This is a genomic window from Cellulomonas wangleii (assembly GCF_018388445.1).
GTDB classification, from domain to species: domain Bacteria; phylum Actinomycetota; class Actinomycetes; order Actinomycetales; family Cellulomonadaceae; genus Cellulomonas; species Cellulomonas wangleii.
Window position 1 is genome coordinate 3,624,724 of the sequence record NZ_CP074405.1, and the last position, 15,607, is coordinate 3,640,330.

General features: G+C 74.8%; 13 protein-coding genes. 8 read left to right on the forward strand and 5 right to left on the reverse strand.

Features of this window, described 5'->3' with window-relative positions:
* Window positions 1–50: 50 nt before the first annotated feature.
* The 5 genes from KG103_RS16625 (at window position 51) to KG103_RS16645 (ending at window position 5,734) form a co-directional block, all read left to right on the forward strand.
* Window positions 51–1,031, forward strand: coding sequence for a polyphosphate polymerase domain-containing protein (locus KG103_RS16625; RefSeq protein ID WP_213319936.1), 981 nt, complete (start codon window positions 51–53; stop codon window positions 1,029–1,031).
* Window positions 1,028–1,699, forward strand: a complete 672-nt coding sequence (locus tag KG103_RS16630) for a DUF4956 domain-containing protein (RefSeq protein WP_207339588.1) — start codon at window positions 1,028–1,030, stop codon at window positions 1,697–1,699. The genes KG103_RS16625 and KG103_RS16630 overlap by 4 nt, the downstream gene beginning before the upstream one ends.
* Window positions 1,700–1,711: 12 nt before the next feature.
* Window positions 1,712–3,304 carry a CotH kinase family protein gene (locus KG103_RS16635; protein ID WP_207339589.1) on the forward strand — a complete coding sequence of 531 codons (1,593 nt, stop codon included), beginning with the start codon at window positions 1,712–1,714 and terminating at the stop codon, window positions 3,302–3,304.
* Window positions 3,294–3,992 (forward strand): TetR/AcrR family transcriptional regulator, encoded by a 699-nt coding sequence (locus tag KG103_RS16640; RefSeq protein ID WP_207339590.1) that lies wholly within the window; start codon window positions 3,294–3,296, stop codon window positions 3,990–3,992. Before KG103_RS16635 ends, KG103_RS16640 begins: the two co-directional genes overlap by 11 nt.
* 485 nt (window positions 3,993–4,477) lie before the next feature.
* Window positions 4,478–5,734, forward strand: coding sequence for an ATP-grasp domain-containing protein (locus tag KG103_RS16645; protein WP_207339591.1), 1,257 nt, complete (start codon window positions 4,478–4,480; stop codon window positions 5,732–5,734).
* Window positions 5,735–5,777: 43 nt separating this feature from the next.
* Here the strand turns inward: KG103_RS16645 and KG103_RS16650 are convergent, their stop codons facing one another.
* Both KG103_RS16650 and KG103_RS16655 read right to left on the reverse strand, forming a co-directional pair.
* Window positions 5,778–6,683, reverse strand: a complete 906-nt coding sequence (locus KG103_RS16650) for a siderophore-interacting protein (protein ID WP_207339918.1) — start codon at window positions 6,681–6,683, stop codon at window positions 5,778–5,780.
* A gap of 139 nt (window positions 6,684–6,822) precedes the next feature.
* Complete coding sequence (locus tag KG103_RS16655) at window positions 6,823–8,022, reverse strand: VIT1/CCC1 transporter family protein (RefSeq protein ID WP_207339592.1); 1,200 nt, start codon at window positions 8,020–8,022, stop codon at window positions 6,823–6,825.
* A 170-nt stretch (window positions 8,023–8,192) separates the two neighbouring features.
* On the opposite strand from KG103_RS16655, the gene KG103_RS16660 reads away from it, so the two are divergent.
* Entirely contained in the window at window positions 8,193–10,874 is a 2,682-nt protein-coding gene (locus tag KG103_RS16660) for a LuxR C-terminal-related transcriptional regulator (RefSeq protein ID WP_207339593.1), read from the forward strand.
* A gap of 18 nt (window positions 10,875–10,892) precedes the next feature.
* On the opposite strand, the gene KG103_RS16665 is transcribed toward KG103_RS16660, so the two are convergent.
* Window positions 10,893–11,258 carry a hypothetical protein gene (locus KG103_RS16665; RefSeq protein WP_207339594.1) on the reverse strand — a complete coding sequence of 122 codons (366 nt, stop codon included), beginning with the start codon at window positions 11,256–11,258 and terminating at the stop codon, window positions 10,893–10,895.
* Between the two features lie 91 nt (window positions 11,259–11,349).
* The gene (locus KG103_RS16670) at window positions 11,350–12,333 is read right to left on the reverse strand and encodes a TIGR03557 family F420-dependent LLM class oxidoreductase (protein WP_207339595.1); all 984 of its coding nucleotides are present in this window, start codon (window positions 12,331–12,333) and stop codon (window positions 11,350–11,352) included.
* A gap of 110 nt (window positions 12,334–12,443) precedes the next feature.
* Between KG103_RS16670 and KG103_RS16675 the strand changes: the two genes are divergently transcribed.
* Window positions 12,444–13,565 (forward strand): Gfo/Idh/MocA family protein, encoded by a 1,122-nt coding sequence (locus tag KG103_RS16675; RefSeq protein WP_207339596.1) that lies wholly within the window; start codon window positions 12,444–12,446, stop codon window positions 13,563–13,565.
* A gap of 9 nt (window positions 13,566–13,574) precedes the next feature.
* Here KG103_RS16675 and KG103_RS16680 read toward each other — a convergent pair whose 3' ends face one another.
* Window positions 13,575–14,195, reverse strand: a complete 621-nt coding sequence (locus KG103_RS16680; protein WP_243656174.1) for a hypothetical protein — start codon at window positions 14,193–14,195, stop codon at window positions 13,575–13,577.
* A gap of 117 nt (window positions 14,196–14,312) precedes the next feature.
* Here KG103_RS16680 and KG103_RS16685 point away from each other — a divergent pair, with 117 nt between their 5' ends.
* Window positions 14,313–15,554 (forward strand): sensor histidine kinase, encoded by a 1,242-nt coding sequence (locus KG103_RS16685; protein ID WP_207339597.1) that lies wholly within the window; start codon window positions 14,313–14,315, stop codon window positions 15,552–15,554.
* The last annotated feature ends 53 nt before the right edge of the window (window positions 15,555–15,607 follow it).

The following is a 15,607-nucleotide window of genomic DNA, read 5'->3' on the forward strand; positions in this document are numbered from 1 at the left end:
CCGCCGGCGCGTCACCGTTCACCGCCGGCCGGACCGAGAGGACCGCGCCCGTGCGACGCCTGTACCGACGCGCAGCCGAGACCCCCGGTGCCGGGCCGGACGTCACGGACGACGATCCGGTCGCGACCGTCGCCAGCGCCGCCCGCACCGATACCGCCAGCCGCCTGCACGCGTTCAACCGGTTCGAGATCAAGTACCTCGTGCCGCAGACCCAGGCCGACCAGCTCCGGGCCGAACTGGGTCGGCACATGGACGAGGACGCCTACTCCGGCGCGACCGGCTACCCGGTCACGAGCCTCTACTACGACACCGCGCACCTGAGGTTCTACTGGGAGAAGATCGAGGGGCTGAGGTTCCGGCGCAAGCTGCGTGTCCGGCACTACGGCGCGGCGGACGACCTGACCGCGGACTCGCCGGTGTTCGTCGAGATCAAGCAGCGCGTCAACCGCGTCACCCAGAAGCGGCGGGTGCGCCTGCCCTACCGCGACGCCCTGCGGCTGTGCTCACCGCAGGGGTACGCGCCGGTCGGCGAGATCAGCAGCCGTGAACGCGCCTTCCTCGACGAGGTGGCCACCCTCGTCGGTGAGCTCGACCTGCGACCGACCGTGACGACGGCCTACCACCGCGAGGCGTGGGTGGGACGGGAAGCCGATCTGGGCCTGCGCATCACGCTCGACAGCCGGCTGCGCGGGCGGGACCGCGACTTCCACCTGTCCTCGGAGAGCCTGAACCGCCTCACGCTGCCCCCCGGGCTGTCGATCCTGGAGGTGAAGGCCGACGAGCGCGTCCCGGCGTGGGTCACGGACGCGGCAGCCCGGATGGACCTCGACCTGGTCCGGATCTCCAAGTACTGCCAGAGCGTGCAGGCCTTCGGTCTCGCGCCCCGCTCCCTCATCCACGCCCCCGACGAGGCCGCCGAGATCCTGCGGCCGGACGAGGTATCCGGCCGTCACCGCGTCACGTCCGCACGCCCGACCACCCCGACCGGCGTCGACGACGCCCCGACCCGACAAGGCGCACCCACCCGATGAACCTCACCGACCTGAGCGGTACCTTCTCCGTCTTCGACGTCGCGGCGACGCTGACGCTCTCGTTCGTCCTGTCCGCCGCCATCGGCTGGGTCTACCAGCGGACGCACCGCAACATCTCCTACAGCCAGTCGTACGTCCAGACCCTCGTCGTCATCGGCATGGTCGTGGCCGTCATCATGCTCGTCGTCGGGTCGAACATCGCGCGCGCGTTCGCGCTGGTCGGCGCGCTCTCGGTGATCCGCTTCCGCAACGCGATCAAGGAGACCCGCGACGTCGGGTTCATCTTCCTCGTGATGGCGATCGGGATGGCGGTGGGCACACGCTTCTACCTGCTGGCGGCGGCCGCGACGGCCTTCATCCTGCTGGTCGTCTTCCTCATGCAGCGCTTCGACTGGTTCAAGCTCGACATCCAGCGCCAGGTGGTCAAGGTCCAGGTTCCCCCCGAGGCGCGCTACCAGCAGGACGTCGCCGACGTGCTCGTCCGCACGACCCTGGAGTTCGAGCTGGTGAGCGTCGAGACCGTGCGGGGAGGTGCGCTGACCGAGCTCTTCTACTCGGTGCGCCTCAAGCCGGGAGTCACGACGACGGAGATCATCGGCGCGCTGAGCGAGATCAACTCCGGGCAGAAGGTCACCGTCCTGACCGGGTACGACCAGTCGGACATGTGAGGAGGCGGCAGCATGAGTCGCGCAGACCTCCGCAGGCGCCTCCCGGTGCCGCTGCGTCAGCACTGGAAGCCGCTGACAGCAGGGTTGGCAGGAGTCGCCGTCGCCCTCACGGTCCTCGGTGACGTGACGATCCGGCCCTACTCCACGAGCACGGCCGCCGTGACCGACGAGGAACGCATCACCGAGGACGTCGAGGGCACGGTCGACCTCTTCGACACCACCGTCGACCACGAGCTCGTCCTGTCCTACTCCCAGGACGACTACGACCGGATGCTCGACGCCTACTTCACCGAGGGCGAGAAGGAGTGGATGACCGCCGACATCACGATCGACGGCACCACGATCGAGTCCGCAGCAATCCGCCTGAAGGGCAACTCCACCCTCTCGTCCCTGGTCGACGACCGGGAGGGGTCCGCGACCCAGGGCGAGCGCGCCCCCGGAGGGCTCGGAGGCATGAGCGGCGGTCAGATGCCGGGCGGTGGCGGAGAGATGCCACAGGTGCCGGGCGGCGGCGGAGAGATGCCACAGATGCCGGGCGGCGGCGGCGGACGAGGCCCGGGCGGCGGATTCGCCGGCACGGGACTCGCGCTCAGCACGCAGGAGCCGGAGAACCTGCCGCTGCTCGTCAGCTTCGACGAGAACCGGCCCGGGCGCGCCTACCAGGGCATGACCGAGCTGGCGATCCGCCCGGCGAGCGCCGCAGCCGAGTCGTCGCTCAACGAGGCGGTCGCGCTGGAGCTGACGAAGCGGTCCGGGCAACCGACGCAGGACTACGCGTACACGACCTACGCCGTGAACGACCGCCCCGCGACGACACGCCTGGTCGTGCAGAACCCCGACCCGCAGTACGCCGCCGCGCTCGAGGGCGACGGCGTGCTCTACAAGGTCGAGTCCACGAGCTCCTTCACCTACCAGGGCGATGACCAGACCGCGTACGCCGACGACTTCACCCAGGTCAACCTCCGGGGAAGCCACGACCTGCAGCCGATCGTGTCGTTCCTGGAGTGGCTCGACGGTGCGTCCGACGAGGAGTTCGCCCAGGAGCTGGACCAGTGGGTCGACGTCGGGTCGTTCGCGACCTACCTGGCCACCCAGGACGTGCTCGGGAACATGGACACGATCTCGGGTCCCGGCCGGAACGCGTACCTGTACCACGACCTGGGCACCGGGCTGATCAGTGTCGTCTCGTGGGACCTCAACCTGGCTCTGGGCGGCATGTCGCTGCCGGGCACGGGCGGAGGGCCCGGTGACGGCGACGGCTCGGCCCGACCGGGCGCGCCCGGTGGCGCCGCCTTGCCGGCTCTGCCGGAGGGTGTCGAGCTGCCCGAGGGCGCACGGCCCGGCGCACCGGGCGGCGGACGGGGACCAGAAGCCATGGGCGGAAACGCGCTCGTGACCCGGTTCGAGGCGAGCGCCGACCTCTCGGCTCTCGTCGACGCGGCGATCGCGGAGCTGCGGGCCGAGTGGCTCGACAGCGGCCAGGCAGGCCGGGTCGTCGAGGAGGTCGCCTCGCGGGTGCCGGCCACCGACGCGGTGGACCAGGCGACGATCGACGCCGACGCCCAGGCGGTCATGTCCCGGCTGGCCGGCGACGATGCTCCCTGACCGGGACGACCGACCGCTCGGGCTGCGGGAGCGCAAGCGCGCCACGGCCCGGGCGCGCGTCGAGCAGGTCGCCGTCGACCTGTGCCTGGAGCACGGCTACGGCTCCGTCACCGTCGCGCAGATCTGCGCAGCCGCCGGGATAGCGCAGAGCACCTTCTTCACCTACTTCGGCAGCAAGGACGCCGCGATCCTCGGGCGACCGCCGCTGCCGTCGCCCGAGGCGGTCGAGGCGTTCGTCGAGGCTGACGGGCCCCTGCTCGGCGACCTGCTGACGCTCTTGACCGTGGGCGCCCGCGACGCCGTCGGGGACCTTGCCCTGTTCCGCCGCAGGTTCGAGCTGGTCGACAGCGACGCACGGCTCAGGACCCGCGAGGCCCGACGCACCGAGGTGGCCGCGTGGCAGGCGGACGTGGTCGCCCGGCGGCTGCGGCGGCGCGGCGACCTGACCGCGGCAGAGATCGCGGAGCAGGCTCAGATGGCGGCGGCCCTGGCCCTCAGCATCCTGCGGCACACGTTCTGGTCGGTCCAGACCGCACCGGGGACCGAGTGGAACGACCGCCTCCGGCGCAGCCACGCCCTCGCGCGCGCTCTCCTCCAGGGGTCCCCGCAGACGGCACCACGTGGCGGAGCGGCGTCCGGGGTCTCGCGCGCCGGCGCCGGTGGAGGCGCCCGCCCTCGGAGGCGGTGAGACTCGACGACCCGCACGTGCCGTCGGCCGAGGAACCCCAGGGACCCCGGTGCGTCCGCGTCGTACCGTCCCATCGCTCCCCGGCCCCGCACCCGGTCGCACGGCAGCGTGCCCACCCGTCCACCGGCCCTCCCGGATCGTCGACGAGTCCGGGACGAGGGTGGGAACGCGTGCCACCCTCACCTCCGACCGGGCGACGGGGGTGACCGATCGACCCGGTTCGTCGCTTCCTGCACCTAGAGTCCTGTCACATCTCGACCCCGACCATGAGGCCCAGGCAACTGCCATGACGGTGACCACCACCACGCTCGGTCGTGACACGACCGCGACGCGCGGCCGGGGTGCCGCCGTCGCCGGCCTGCCGGCGCTGCGGGCTGACACCCCCGCGCAACGCGAGCCGGCGCCGGGGGTCCTCCCAGGACGACCGGACCCTGCCCGCGCGCTCGCCGCCGGCCGGTTGCCGATGCCGTCGTCGGGAGGCAGCGGTGGCTGACTCCTCGGCCGGGTCGTCGGACGCCCGCCCGCGCGTCGTCGTGCTCCACTCGCGCCAGCCCCTCACGACGGACCCGGCGCAGGCGTTCCCCCGCGACCGGTTCGAGGTCGTCGTCCTGACCGACGCCGACCCCGCGACCGTGCTCCGCGAGGACGTCGAGGCGTCGGTCGAGGTCGTGCGCGCCGGGCGGGGGGAGTGGGAGTCCGTCGTGCGGTCGGTGCCGGGCGCGGAGGTCGTCAGCAACGACGAGTACTGCCTCGTCGAGTGCGCACGGCTGCGGGCGGCGACGGGCCTGCCCGCACGGCACCCCGCACGCCTCGACGGGTACCGCGACAAGGTCCTCATGAAGCGTCGGCTCGAGGCCGCGGGCGTCCCGGTTCCCCGGCACCTGACCTTCGAGCCGACCGTCACGTCCTCCCGCGCCGTCGCGGACCGCGTCGTCGGGACCGTCGGCCTGCCCGCCGTCGTGAAGCCGCGGCGCGAGGCGAACTCGCGAGGCGTCGAGGTGCTGCCCGACGCCGAGGCGGTCGTCGGGTGGCTGGCCCGGCACGACGGCGAGACGGGGTGGCAGGTCGACGAGTTCGTGGACGGGGACCTCGGCCACGTCAACGCGCTCGTACACCACGGCGACGTCCGCCCCGTCCAGGCGGGGCGCTACCTGGGGCCGCTGCTCGGGTTCGAGCGCGGCCGGGTGCTCGGCGGGTGGACGCTGCCGGCCGACAGCCCGCAGGCCGTGGCCGCGCACGAGCTGAACGAGCGCGTCGTCCACGCCCTCGGGTCGGACGGCGACTTCGTCGTCCACACGGAGTTCGCGACGACGCCCGACGGTCGGCTCGTCGTGCTGGAGACCGCCGCGCGCGCTCCCGGCGCCGCCGTCTCGGAGCTCGCACGCGTGCACGCCGGCGTCCAGCTCGAGGTGGCGCACCTGCGGCTCCAGGCAGGGCTGCCCGTCCCGGAGCCGGACCACACGGGCGGGCGCCAGGCCGCCTGGCTGTGGCTGCCGGTGATGCCGGGTCAGCGCTGGGGCGGCGTCCCCGAGATCGCTCGGGCCCTCGGGAGCGAGGTCGAGGTGCACGTGTCCCGGGTGGGACGCGACGGCAACTCCGGCACGGACGTCCGGCTCGGCGCCGCGCTCCTGCTCACGAGCACCGATCCCGGCGCGGTCGCGCACGACGTCGACGTCCTGCACCGCTCGCCGTGGTTCCGCACGGCGGACTCACTGGGTGGAGCCTCAGCGGTCACCCGATGACCCCACGTCGTCCGCCGCCGTCAGGATGCCGGCTGCCTCGGGGTCAGCTCCCCTCGGACTTCCCCTGCCGCCAGTACCCCATGAACGCCACGGCCTTGCGGTCGACGCCGCACTCGCGCACCAGGTGGCGGCGCAGGATCTTGATGACACCGGCCTCACCGGCGAGCCACGCGTACAGGTGGGCCTCCGCAGCGAGCGGGGCGCCGGTCGCGTAGTCGATCGGCACCTCCCACAGCATGTCGTGGTCGACGTCGACGTCCTCGAGGACGGCGTCGGGGACGGGCGCCCGACCCGGCAGCAGACGCGCGCACGCGGCCTGGACGGCCGGGACGAGCAGGTCGCCGTGGGCGCGACCGTCGCGGCCGAGCCAGTGGATGCGCACACCGTCGGGGGCGTCGAGCGCGAGGCGGTCGTCGGACCACGGCATCTCGACGAGCACCTCGCCGCGGGCGTCGCGCGGCAGTCGCTCGACGATGCCGGCGATGGCGGGCAGCGCGGTCTCGTCACCGGCGATCAGCAGGCGGTCCGTGCGCGCGGGCGGGACGAAGTCGACGCCGCCGTGCGGGCCGACGTGGTCGGCGTTGGGGCCCATGACGACCAGCTCGTCGCCGACGCGGGCGGTCGACGCCCAGCGCGACGCAGGGCCGGTGTCGCCGTGCAGCACGATGTCGACGTCCAGCTCACGCGGGTGCGGACGCACACCGCGGGCCGTGTACGTGCGCATCGGGTGGCGGCGGTCCTCCGGCAGGGCGCGCCACGTGCCGTACCAGTCACCCGTGCGACCGAGGTCCATGAGGTCCGCGTACGGGGAGCCGTCGACCGGCAGGAAGAACTTGATGCGCTGGTCGAACCCGTTGTCCGCGAAGCGGTCGAGGTCGTCGCCCGTGAACGTCACGCGCAGCAGGCTGGGGCACAGCCGCTGCATCGCGGCGACGCGCACGTGGAACATCCGGAAAGGGGACGCCGGGGGTGCGGTCGTCTCGACGGTCGTCACTGCGGCCTCGGTCACACGTGCAGCATAAGGTGAGGCTTACCTGAAAAAGCAAGGGTGCCGCCATCAGATCGTGCGGGGCCGGGTGTGGCGGGCGTCACACCGCGGACGTCCCGAACAGCAGACCCAGCGCGTACGTGACGGCGGCGGCCCCGTACCCGATGGCCAGCTGGCGCAGCGCGCGCCGCACGGGCGACGCCCCGGACAGCAGCCCGACCACCGAGCCGGTCCCCAGCAGCGCGACGCCCACCAGCCCGGCCGACCACAGCACGGCCGTCGTCCCCGACGCCCCCAGCAGGTACGGCACGACCGGGATGAGCGCGCCGGACGCGAAGAAGCAGAAGCTCGCCATGGCGGCACCCCACGCGGTGCCGACGGACTCGTGCTCGTCCCGCTCCGGGGCGGCGGGGCGCGGTGCGGCGGCCGGTGCCGCGGCGAGGGCGTCGCCGGCCTCCGCCGCCCGGTCGCCCGACGGCAGCGACGTCGTGGTCCGCAGCAGCGACGCGTCGACGGCCTGCTGCGCGTCGTACTGCGCCAGCGACGCCAGCACGACGTCCGCACGGGCCTGCGCGTCCGCGGCGCTCATGCCGCGCGCCCGGTAGACCAGCGCGAGCTCGTTGGCGTCGACGTCGAGGTGGGCGAGGGCGCTCGCGGCGCCCGCGGCGGGCCGGGACGCCTCGAGCAGCTCGCGCTGCGAGCGCACCGACACGTACTCCCCCGCGGCCATCGACAGGGCCCCGGCCAGCAGGCCCGCCAGGCCCGTCAGCAGCACGGTGCCCGTGGCGACGCCGCTGGCGCCGATGCCCAGGACGAGCGCGAGGTTGGACACCAGCCCGTCGTTGGCCCCGAACACCGCGGCGCGGAAGGTGCCGGAGATCTGCTGCCGCCCGCGCATCGCCAGGCCGCGCACGACCTCCTCGTGGATCTGCTCGTCGGCCGCCATGCGGGCGGTCGCCTCGGAGTCCTGCCCGTACGTCGAGCGGGCCTCGGCACGCTGCGCCAGCGCGTACACCCACACCGACCCGAACCGCCGGGCCAGCACGCTGAGGACGCGGGTGCGCCAGTCCCCCCGGACCGGACGCCCGACGTCGTCACCGAGCAGGTCGAGCCAGTGCGCCTCGTGGCGGCGCTCCGCCTCGGCGAGCGCGAGCAGGATCTCGCGCTCCTCGCCCGTGCGCCGTGAGGCGAGGTCGCGGTAGACGGCCGCCTCGGCGCGCTCGTCGGCGAGGTTGCGCCGCCACCGGCGCAGCTGGGCGGGCGTGGGCCGGGTCTCGCCCGGCGGGGCAGGGGTGCTCATCGGTCTCCGGGCGTCGTCGCAGCAAGGTGCCGGCTGCACCGTAGGCCGCGCCGCGGGGTTGCGATAACGGGCGGCGCCGGAGTGCCGACGCCCCTCGCAGCGGGTTTCGGCGGACCGAACGACGCGTGTCCTGCAGGCGCACGTCGGACGCGGGCCGGATACTGAGGAGGATGACGACCGAAGAGGGTCCGTCCGGCGAGACCGGGCGCGGCAGGGGGACGGTCGGGACGCCGGCGTGGGCGTCGCGGCAGCTGCCCGTGAGCGCAGTGGCCCGCTCGCGCCTGCTCGATCGCCTGGACCGCCTCGACCCCGTCGCCGTGGTGCGTGCGGTGCACGGGTTCGGACGCACCGTGCTGGCGGAGCAGTGGGCCGCCCGGCAGCGGTCGACCGGCCGGCCGGTCGCCTGGACGGCAGGACCGTGGCCCGCGGACGGCGGCGCGTGGGTGGCGGTGCGCGACGCGCTGACGGCTGCGCTGCGCGCGGCGGGCGGCGACGTCCCCGACGCGCCGGGGCCTGCGGAGCTCGCCGCGGCGGTGGACGCGACCGCGTCGCCCGTCGTGCTCGTGGTCGACGAGGCCGACCACCTCGACGCCCCCGCCGACCTGCAGGCGGTCGCGGACCTGCTCACCGCGTCCCACGGGCTGCGTCTGCTGCTGGTGACCGGTGCGCGGTACCCGCTGCGCCCGAGCGGCGCGTGGCACCCGGTCCTCGAGGCGGCACGTCGGCCGCTGTCGGTCGTCACGCTCACCGCGCGTGACCTGGCGTTCACCCCGGACGAGCTGCGCGCCGCCGCGGCCACCTGGGGTCACCTCGTCGACGACACCCGGCTGCGTCGGCTGGTCGACCTGGTGGACGGGTGGCCCGCACTCGCGCGCGCCGTGCTGGACGACACCCGGCCGGGCGACACGCAGCCGGCGACCTCGGCGGCGTTCGCGTACGCCCGGGACGTCATGCTGCCGGAGATCGGGGACACGGCGCTGCTGCACACCGCCATGCTCGTAGCCACCGCGGCGGACCAGACACCCGCGACCGTGCGTCTCGTGCTCGACACCGCGGGGCAGGCACGGTCTGCCGCCGACGAGCTGGACGTGCTCCTGCGGCTGGAGGCCGTGGGGATGCTCGTGCGGCACCGCTCGGACGGCGGTCCCAGCCGGTGGCACGTGCCCGGGCTGCTGCGGGAGGTGCTGACGCGGGAGCTGGAGCGTCGCGACCCCGAGATGTCGGCCCGGGTGCACCGTGCCCTGGCCCGCGCGGCGCTGACCGCGCACCCGCCGGACCCCGCCGCGGCCGTCGAGCACGCCGCCCGGGCGCACGACTGGACGCTGCTCGAGACCTGCTGGGTCGACTTCGGCACCTACCTGGTGGCCACGGCGGGTGCGGCCGTCGACGCCGCGTACGCCCCGCTGCCGGACGCGGTGACGGAGACCTCGACGGTTCTCGCCCTGGCGCGGGCGGTCGCCCGCCGCGGTGAGGACGAGCGCGACGACCCGCGGGCCCTGGTCCTGCGGCTGATGATCGAGCTCGGGACGCTGGCGCTCGACGGCGCGTGGCGCAGCCGCACACCCGCCGGCCGCTGGACGGGCGCCGCGGCCGCCCTGGTCGCGGCACGGGCGCGAGGTGACATCCCTCGCGCCATGGTCGTGGTGCGGGACACGGAGGTCGCTGCGGCCCGTGCCGGCGTCGCGGGCGGCACGTCCACCCGGGCGTACTGGTGGTTCCTGCTGCAGGGCGGTCGCACGGCGCTGCTCGACGGCGACCTGGGCACCGCGCTGGAGCTGCCGATGCGGGCGTACGAGCTGGCGGACCCGTCGCGGGCGCCCGACGTGCGCGCGGCCGCCGCCGGGCACGTGGCCCTGGTCCACGCGCTCGACGGGGTGCTGAGCGACGCCGAACGCTGGCTCGTGCGGCACGCCGAGGCGCTGGACCCCGACTGGGAGAACCGGCTGCGGGACAGCGCCGGCGACGTCGCCGAGGCGATGGTCGCCACCGACCACCTCGACCTGCCCGCGGCCGACGCCGCCCTGTCCCGGCTGACGCTCGCGGTGCACTCACCTGACGTGACCTGGCCGTTCGTCATGCGCGCCCGGGTGCGCCGCGCGGTGCTCTTCGGTGATCCGGAGACCGGTCTGGCGGAGCTGGAGCAGATCGAGCGCACCCAGCACGTGTGGCTGGCGCAGGCGGGCCTGGTGCAACGGGTCGTGGCGCGGTTGCGTGCCGAGCTGCTGCTGGCCCTCGGGGAGTACCACCGCGTCGCGGACCTGCTGGTGGGGCAGGATCCCACGGGGCTGTGGAGCGACGTGCCGCGCGCCCGGTGGCACCTGCTGACCGGCGACCCGCACGCCGCGCTGCGGACCGCGGTGCTGGGAGGGCGGCGGCGGCGCGTGAACCTCGCCGACCGCACCGACCTGCTGGTCCTGGAGGCGTGGGCTGCGCTCGAGTCGGGGCAGCCGGCGCTGGCCGTGCGGGCGTTCCGCGCGGCCCGCCGCGTCGCCGGCGAGCAAGGTGCCCTGCGCAGCTTCGCGCACCTGCCCGGGTCCGTGCGCGACGCCCTGGTGCTGGAGTCCGGCATGCCGTTCGACGACCACGAGCTGGCGCGCCTGGCCACCACGGGCCAGGTGGTCCCCGCCGTGGGCCGCCTGGTGCCCCTGACACCGCGGGAGCGCACCGTCCTCACGCTGCTCGACGAGCACGGCACCACGCGCGAGGTCGCCGACGCCCTGACGGTGTCGGTCAACACGGTGCGCAAGCAGGTGCTGAGCATCTACGCCAAGCTCGGCGTGCACGACCGGGAGGCGGCGCTGCGCCGCGCGCACGAGCTGGGCGTGCTGGGACCGGAGCGGCCCGGGCGCTGAGGGCACCCGCGCGCCGGCTCAGTCCTCCCAGGGCGGCGTCTCGTCCAGCTTCGCGTAGTACTTGGCCAGGTGGGACCGCACCCGGTCGCGGTCCTTCTCGGGCAGGTCGACACCGCCGCGGGACCCCTGCATGACGGCGGCGGCGGCGATCACGGCGCGCGGCACCGCCACCAGCCGGCCGTCCACGACGTCGGCCACCAGCAGCTTGTACGCGGTGAAGTTGCCCTTCTTCTGCGCGTCGTACCAGACGTGCGCGTCGCGGTACCGCTCGTTGGGCGCGTCCTGCGCCCCGGCCCACTCGCGGACCCGGCGCTCGGCGGCGCCGCCGTCCCACTCACGGTCCCGGTCGGCCAGGGGCAGGTCCTGGAAGGCGGTCACGGCCATCGGTGGTCCTCCGTCCTCGTGCGTCGTTCGTGTCGGTCCGGGTCGTGCCTCGCGTCCCGACGGCACGTGCGGCCGCCCCGGCGCGGGGACGTCAGTGCGCCGGTGCGGCGGCGCGCAGCCGCTCGAGCAGCGGACCGGCCGCCTCGTCGAGGAACCGCTGCTGCAGCGCGTCCCCCACCTGCACCAGGGCGACGTCGGTGAAGCCGGCCTCCCAGTAGGCGCTCACGGCCTCGACGATCGCGTCGAGGTCGGGTCCGCACGGGATCGACTCAGCGACGTCCTCGGGGCGGACGAACTGGCTCGCGGCCTCGAACGCCTCCGTGGTCGGCAGGTCGGCGTTGACCTTCCACCCGCCCCCGAACCAGCGGAACTGGTCGTGCGCGCGGGCGACGGCCTCGTCGCGGTCCGGCCCCCACGAGATCGGGATCTGCCCGATCTTGCGCGACGGACCCAGCCCGGCGCGGGCCTCGTCCCAGCGGGTCACGAGGTCGGCGTCCGGCTCGACGGCCACCAGGTGGTCCGCGAGCGCGGAGAACCGCGACACCGACTGGGCGCCGGACACCGCGACGCCGATCGGCACCCGCTGCTCGGGCAGGTCCCACAGCCGGGCGGAGTCGACGCGGAAGTGCGCGCCCTCGTACGTGACGCGCTCCCCGTCCAGCAGGTCGCCGATGATGACGAGCGCCTCCTCGAGCATGTCGTGCCGCTCGCCCACGGCCGGCCACCGCTGGCCGACGACGTGCTCGTTGAGGTTCTCCCCCGCGCCGACGTTCAGCGTGAACCGCCCGTCGGACAGCACCGCGAGCGTCGCCGCCTTCTGCGCGACGACCGCCGGGTGGTACCGGACGATCGGGCAGGTCACGTACGTCATGAGCTCGAGGTGCTCGGTGGCCTGCGCGACCGCGCCCAGCACGGTCCACGCGTAGGGCGCGTGCCCCTGGGAGTCGAGCCAGGGGAAGTAGTGGTCGGACGACACGGCGAAGTCGAAGCCCAGCCGGTCGGCGTCCTGCGCGTACCGCACGAGCTCGCGCGGGCCGGACTGCTCGGTCATGAGGGTGTACCCGAAGCGTGTCACCGCACGAGGATGACCCGGACGCGGCCGGTCGGCATCCGGAGCGCACGACCCCGCCGGGAGGGACCGGACCGCGCCGGGCTAGGGTCGGGAGCGAGGACGAGGAGGTCCGCGTGACGCAGCAGCAGCCGATCCGGCTCGGGGTCGTGGGGTCCGGGTGGCGGGCCGAGTTCTTCGTGCGCGTGGCGCGCCTGATGCCGGACCGGTTCCGGTGCGTCGGCGTGGTGACGCGCACCGCCGAGCGCGGTGCGCAGGTCGAGGCCGCCTGGGGTGTCCCGACGGTCCGCACCATCGAGGAGCTCGTCACCGGCGCCGTGCCGGGTGCCGGCGCCGCGCCCGACCGTCCCGAGCTGATCGTCACCGCGACACCCTGGCCCGTCACGCCCGGCGCGGTGCGCGAGATCGTCGACGCGTCCGTGCCCGTGCTCGCGGAGACCCCGCCCGCCCCCGACGCCGCCGGGCTGCGCGCGCTGTGGGCGGACGTCGGCCCGACCGGGCTCGTGCAGGTCGCCGAGCACTCGCCGTTCATGCCGGCGCACCAGGCACGACGCGCCGTCGTGGCGTCCGGGGCCATCGGCACGCCGACGAGCGTGCAGGTCTCCTCGACGCACCTGTACCACGCGGTCGGCCTGGCCCGGCACCTGCTGGGCGCCGGGCGGGGTCCGGTCACCGTCCGCGCGCAGACGGCCACGGCACCGCTGCTGGACCCCGTCGGGCGGTACGGCTGGTCCGACGCCACCGAGCCCGGACCGACCCGCGCGATCCTCGCGACGCTCGACCTGGGCGACGGTCGCACCGTGCTCTACGACTTCACCGACAACCAGTGGTACAACCCGCTGCGCAGCAACCGGGTCGTCGTGCGCGGGTCGCACGGCGAGATCGTCGACGACACCGTGACCCGGTGGGTGGAGGGCCGGACCGTCGTCACGTCGCGCATCGAGCGCCGGCAGTCCGGCATCGAGCAGAACCTCGAGGGCTTCGACCTGCAGCACCTGTCGATGGACGGCCGGGTGCTCTACCGCAACCCGTTCACGGGCGCCCGCCTCGCCGACGACGACCTCGCGGTCGCGCACCTGGTGGACGCGACCGGCGCGTGGGTGCGGGGCGACGGCCCCGCGCCGTACCCGCTGGCCGACGGCTGCCAGGACCACCTGCTGGGTCTGGCGATCGAGGAGGCCGCGCGCACGGGCGAGGCGGTCGTGACGGCCGCGGAGGCCTGGGCGGACGCGGTCTGACCGGCAGCGTCACGCCCCGCGGACGTCCTGCTCCTCCACGCCCGAGACCGCAGGCTCCTCGTCGTCGCCCTCGGCGGCGTCGGTGAAGAGCTGCCACACCGGCCCGGCGACGAACCAGATGGCCATGACGATCGTCGCGCGCCCGGCCCACCCGAGCAGCGTCTCGCGCTGCGGCCCCTCGCCGGCGATGAGCAGCAGGACGCCGAGGATCGCGACGGAGACGAACCACGCCAGCAGCACCCGCAGCCACAGCCTCCACTCGTGCACGACCTTGGCCCGCCCGCCCGACGGCACGCGCGGCGGGCGGGGCCCGTCGAAGAACCGCCAGGCGACCCAGCCGTCGACCTTGTGCACCGTGTACCGGCCGAACGCCACGGTGAACCCGAGGTAGAGCGCCGCGAGCCCGTGCGTCCACGTCGCCTCCGCGCCACGCAGCAGGTCGGCGACCGTGGCCACCAGCAGGACGACCTCGATGAGCGGCTCGCACAGCAGCAGCACGGTCGACAGCCGCCGGCGGCGGAACACGTAGCGCGCGACGACCGCCGCGGCGAGGAACACCCAGAACGCGACCTCGCACGCGATGACCAGCGCGGCGACGGGGTAGTCGCGGACCCACTCGACGATCTCCATGCCTCGACCGTGCCGCCGCACCCCGGGCACGCACCTCGTGCGGACGGACGGACCTGTGCCCGCGACCTCCTCCGTCCGGAGGAGAGCCGCAGGTCGCGGACGTGCTGGGATGGGCACATGGTCACGCCCCGGCGCCTCGCCGCGCTCACGCGGTGGCTCCGCACGCCGCCGCGCGGGCCGGCGGCGGACCGGGCGTACTCGCTGACGATCCTGCTGGCCGGACTGGCGTTGCTGGCGCTCGACGTGAAGATGCTCGGGACCGACCAGCCGGTCGTCGCGGCCCCGGGCGGGGCGACCCCGTGGCAGGTCGCGATCCTGCTGCTGGGGACGTCGGTGCTGCTGGCCAAGCGCCGTCGGCCGGTGCTGGTCCTGGTCGCGGTCACCCTGCTCGTGGTGGCGGACGTGCTGCTCGGCGGCAGCCTGGGCATGTACCTCGTGCTGTTCGACGCGCTGTTCACGGTGGCGCGGGCCGCCGGGCGACGGGCGCGGGCGGTCGTGCTGGGCGTGCTGGTGTCCCTGGTCCTCGCGGTGCTGGTCACCACCGTCGCGCTCGGGGCGTCGCCGCGCGACGTGGTGCAGCTGACGCTGGTGGCCGGCTCGCTTCTGCTGCCGCCGTGGTGGTGGGGCTCGGACGTGCGCCGCTCGGAGCTCCTCGCCGCGGAGCAGTCCCGCCGTGCGGACGCCGAGCGTGCCCGCGCCGACCTCGCCCGGGCGCACGCGGACGACGTCGCCCGCATCGCCGCCCTCGACCGCGACCGCGCCGTGCAGGACGAGCGCGCGCGCATGGCACGGGACCTGCACGACGTGGTCGCCGGGCACCTGTCGGCCGTGGCGATCCACGCCGAGGCGGCACTGGCCGGCCCGCCGGACGAGCCGCGCGACCGTGCGGCGCTGGCCGCCGCCCGGGCCGGCTCGCTCGCCGCGCTCGCGGAGATGCGCTCGATGATCCTCGTGCTCCGTGCGGGTGCGGACGCCGACGCGGCCACCGCACCGGCCGGGCTGTCGCGCGTCGCGGACCTCGACGTGGACGTCGTCGGCGACGTGCCGGCGGACCTGCCCACGGCCGTCGACCACGCGGCGTTCCGCATCCTGCAGGAGGCCGCGACCAACGCCCGCAAGCACGGGACGGGGCCCGCGGCGGTGCGGTTCGCGGCCGACGGCGACGACCTGGAGATGGTCGTCGAGAACGCCCTGCGGACCGACGCCCTGCCCGTCGACCCGGCGCTGACGTCGTCCACGGGCCTGCAGACGATGCGCGAACGCGCGACCGCCCTGGGCGGGACCCTGACGGCGGCACCGACCGGGACGGTGTGGCGTGTGCACGTCCGCCTCCCCCTGCGACCGGGAGACGAACGGTGAGCGACCCGACGACGACCACGACCACGGGACCGCGCGGCGCGGTCCGGGTGCTG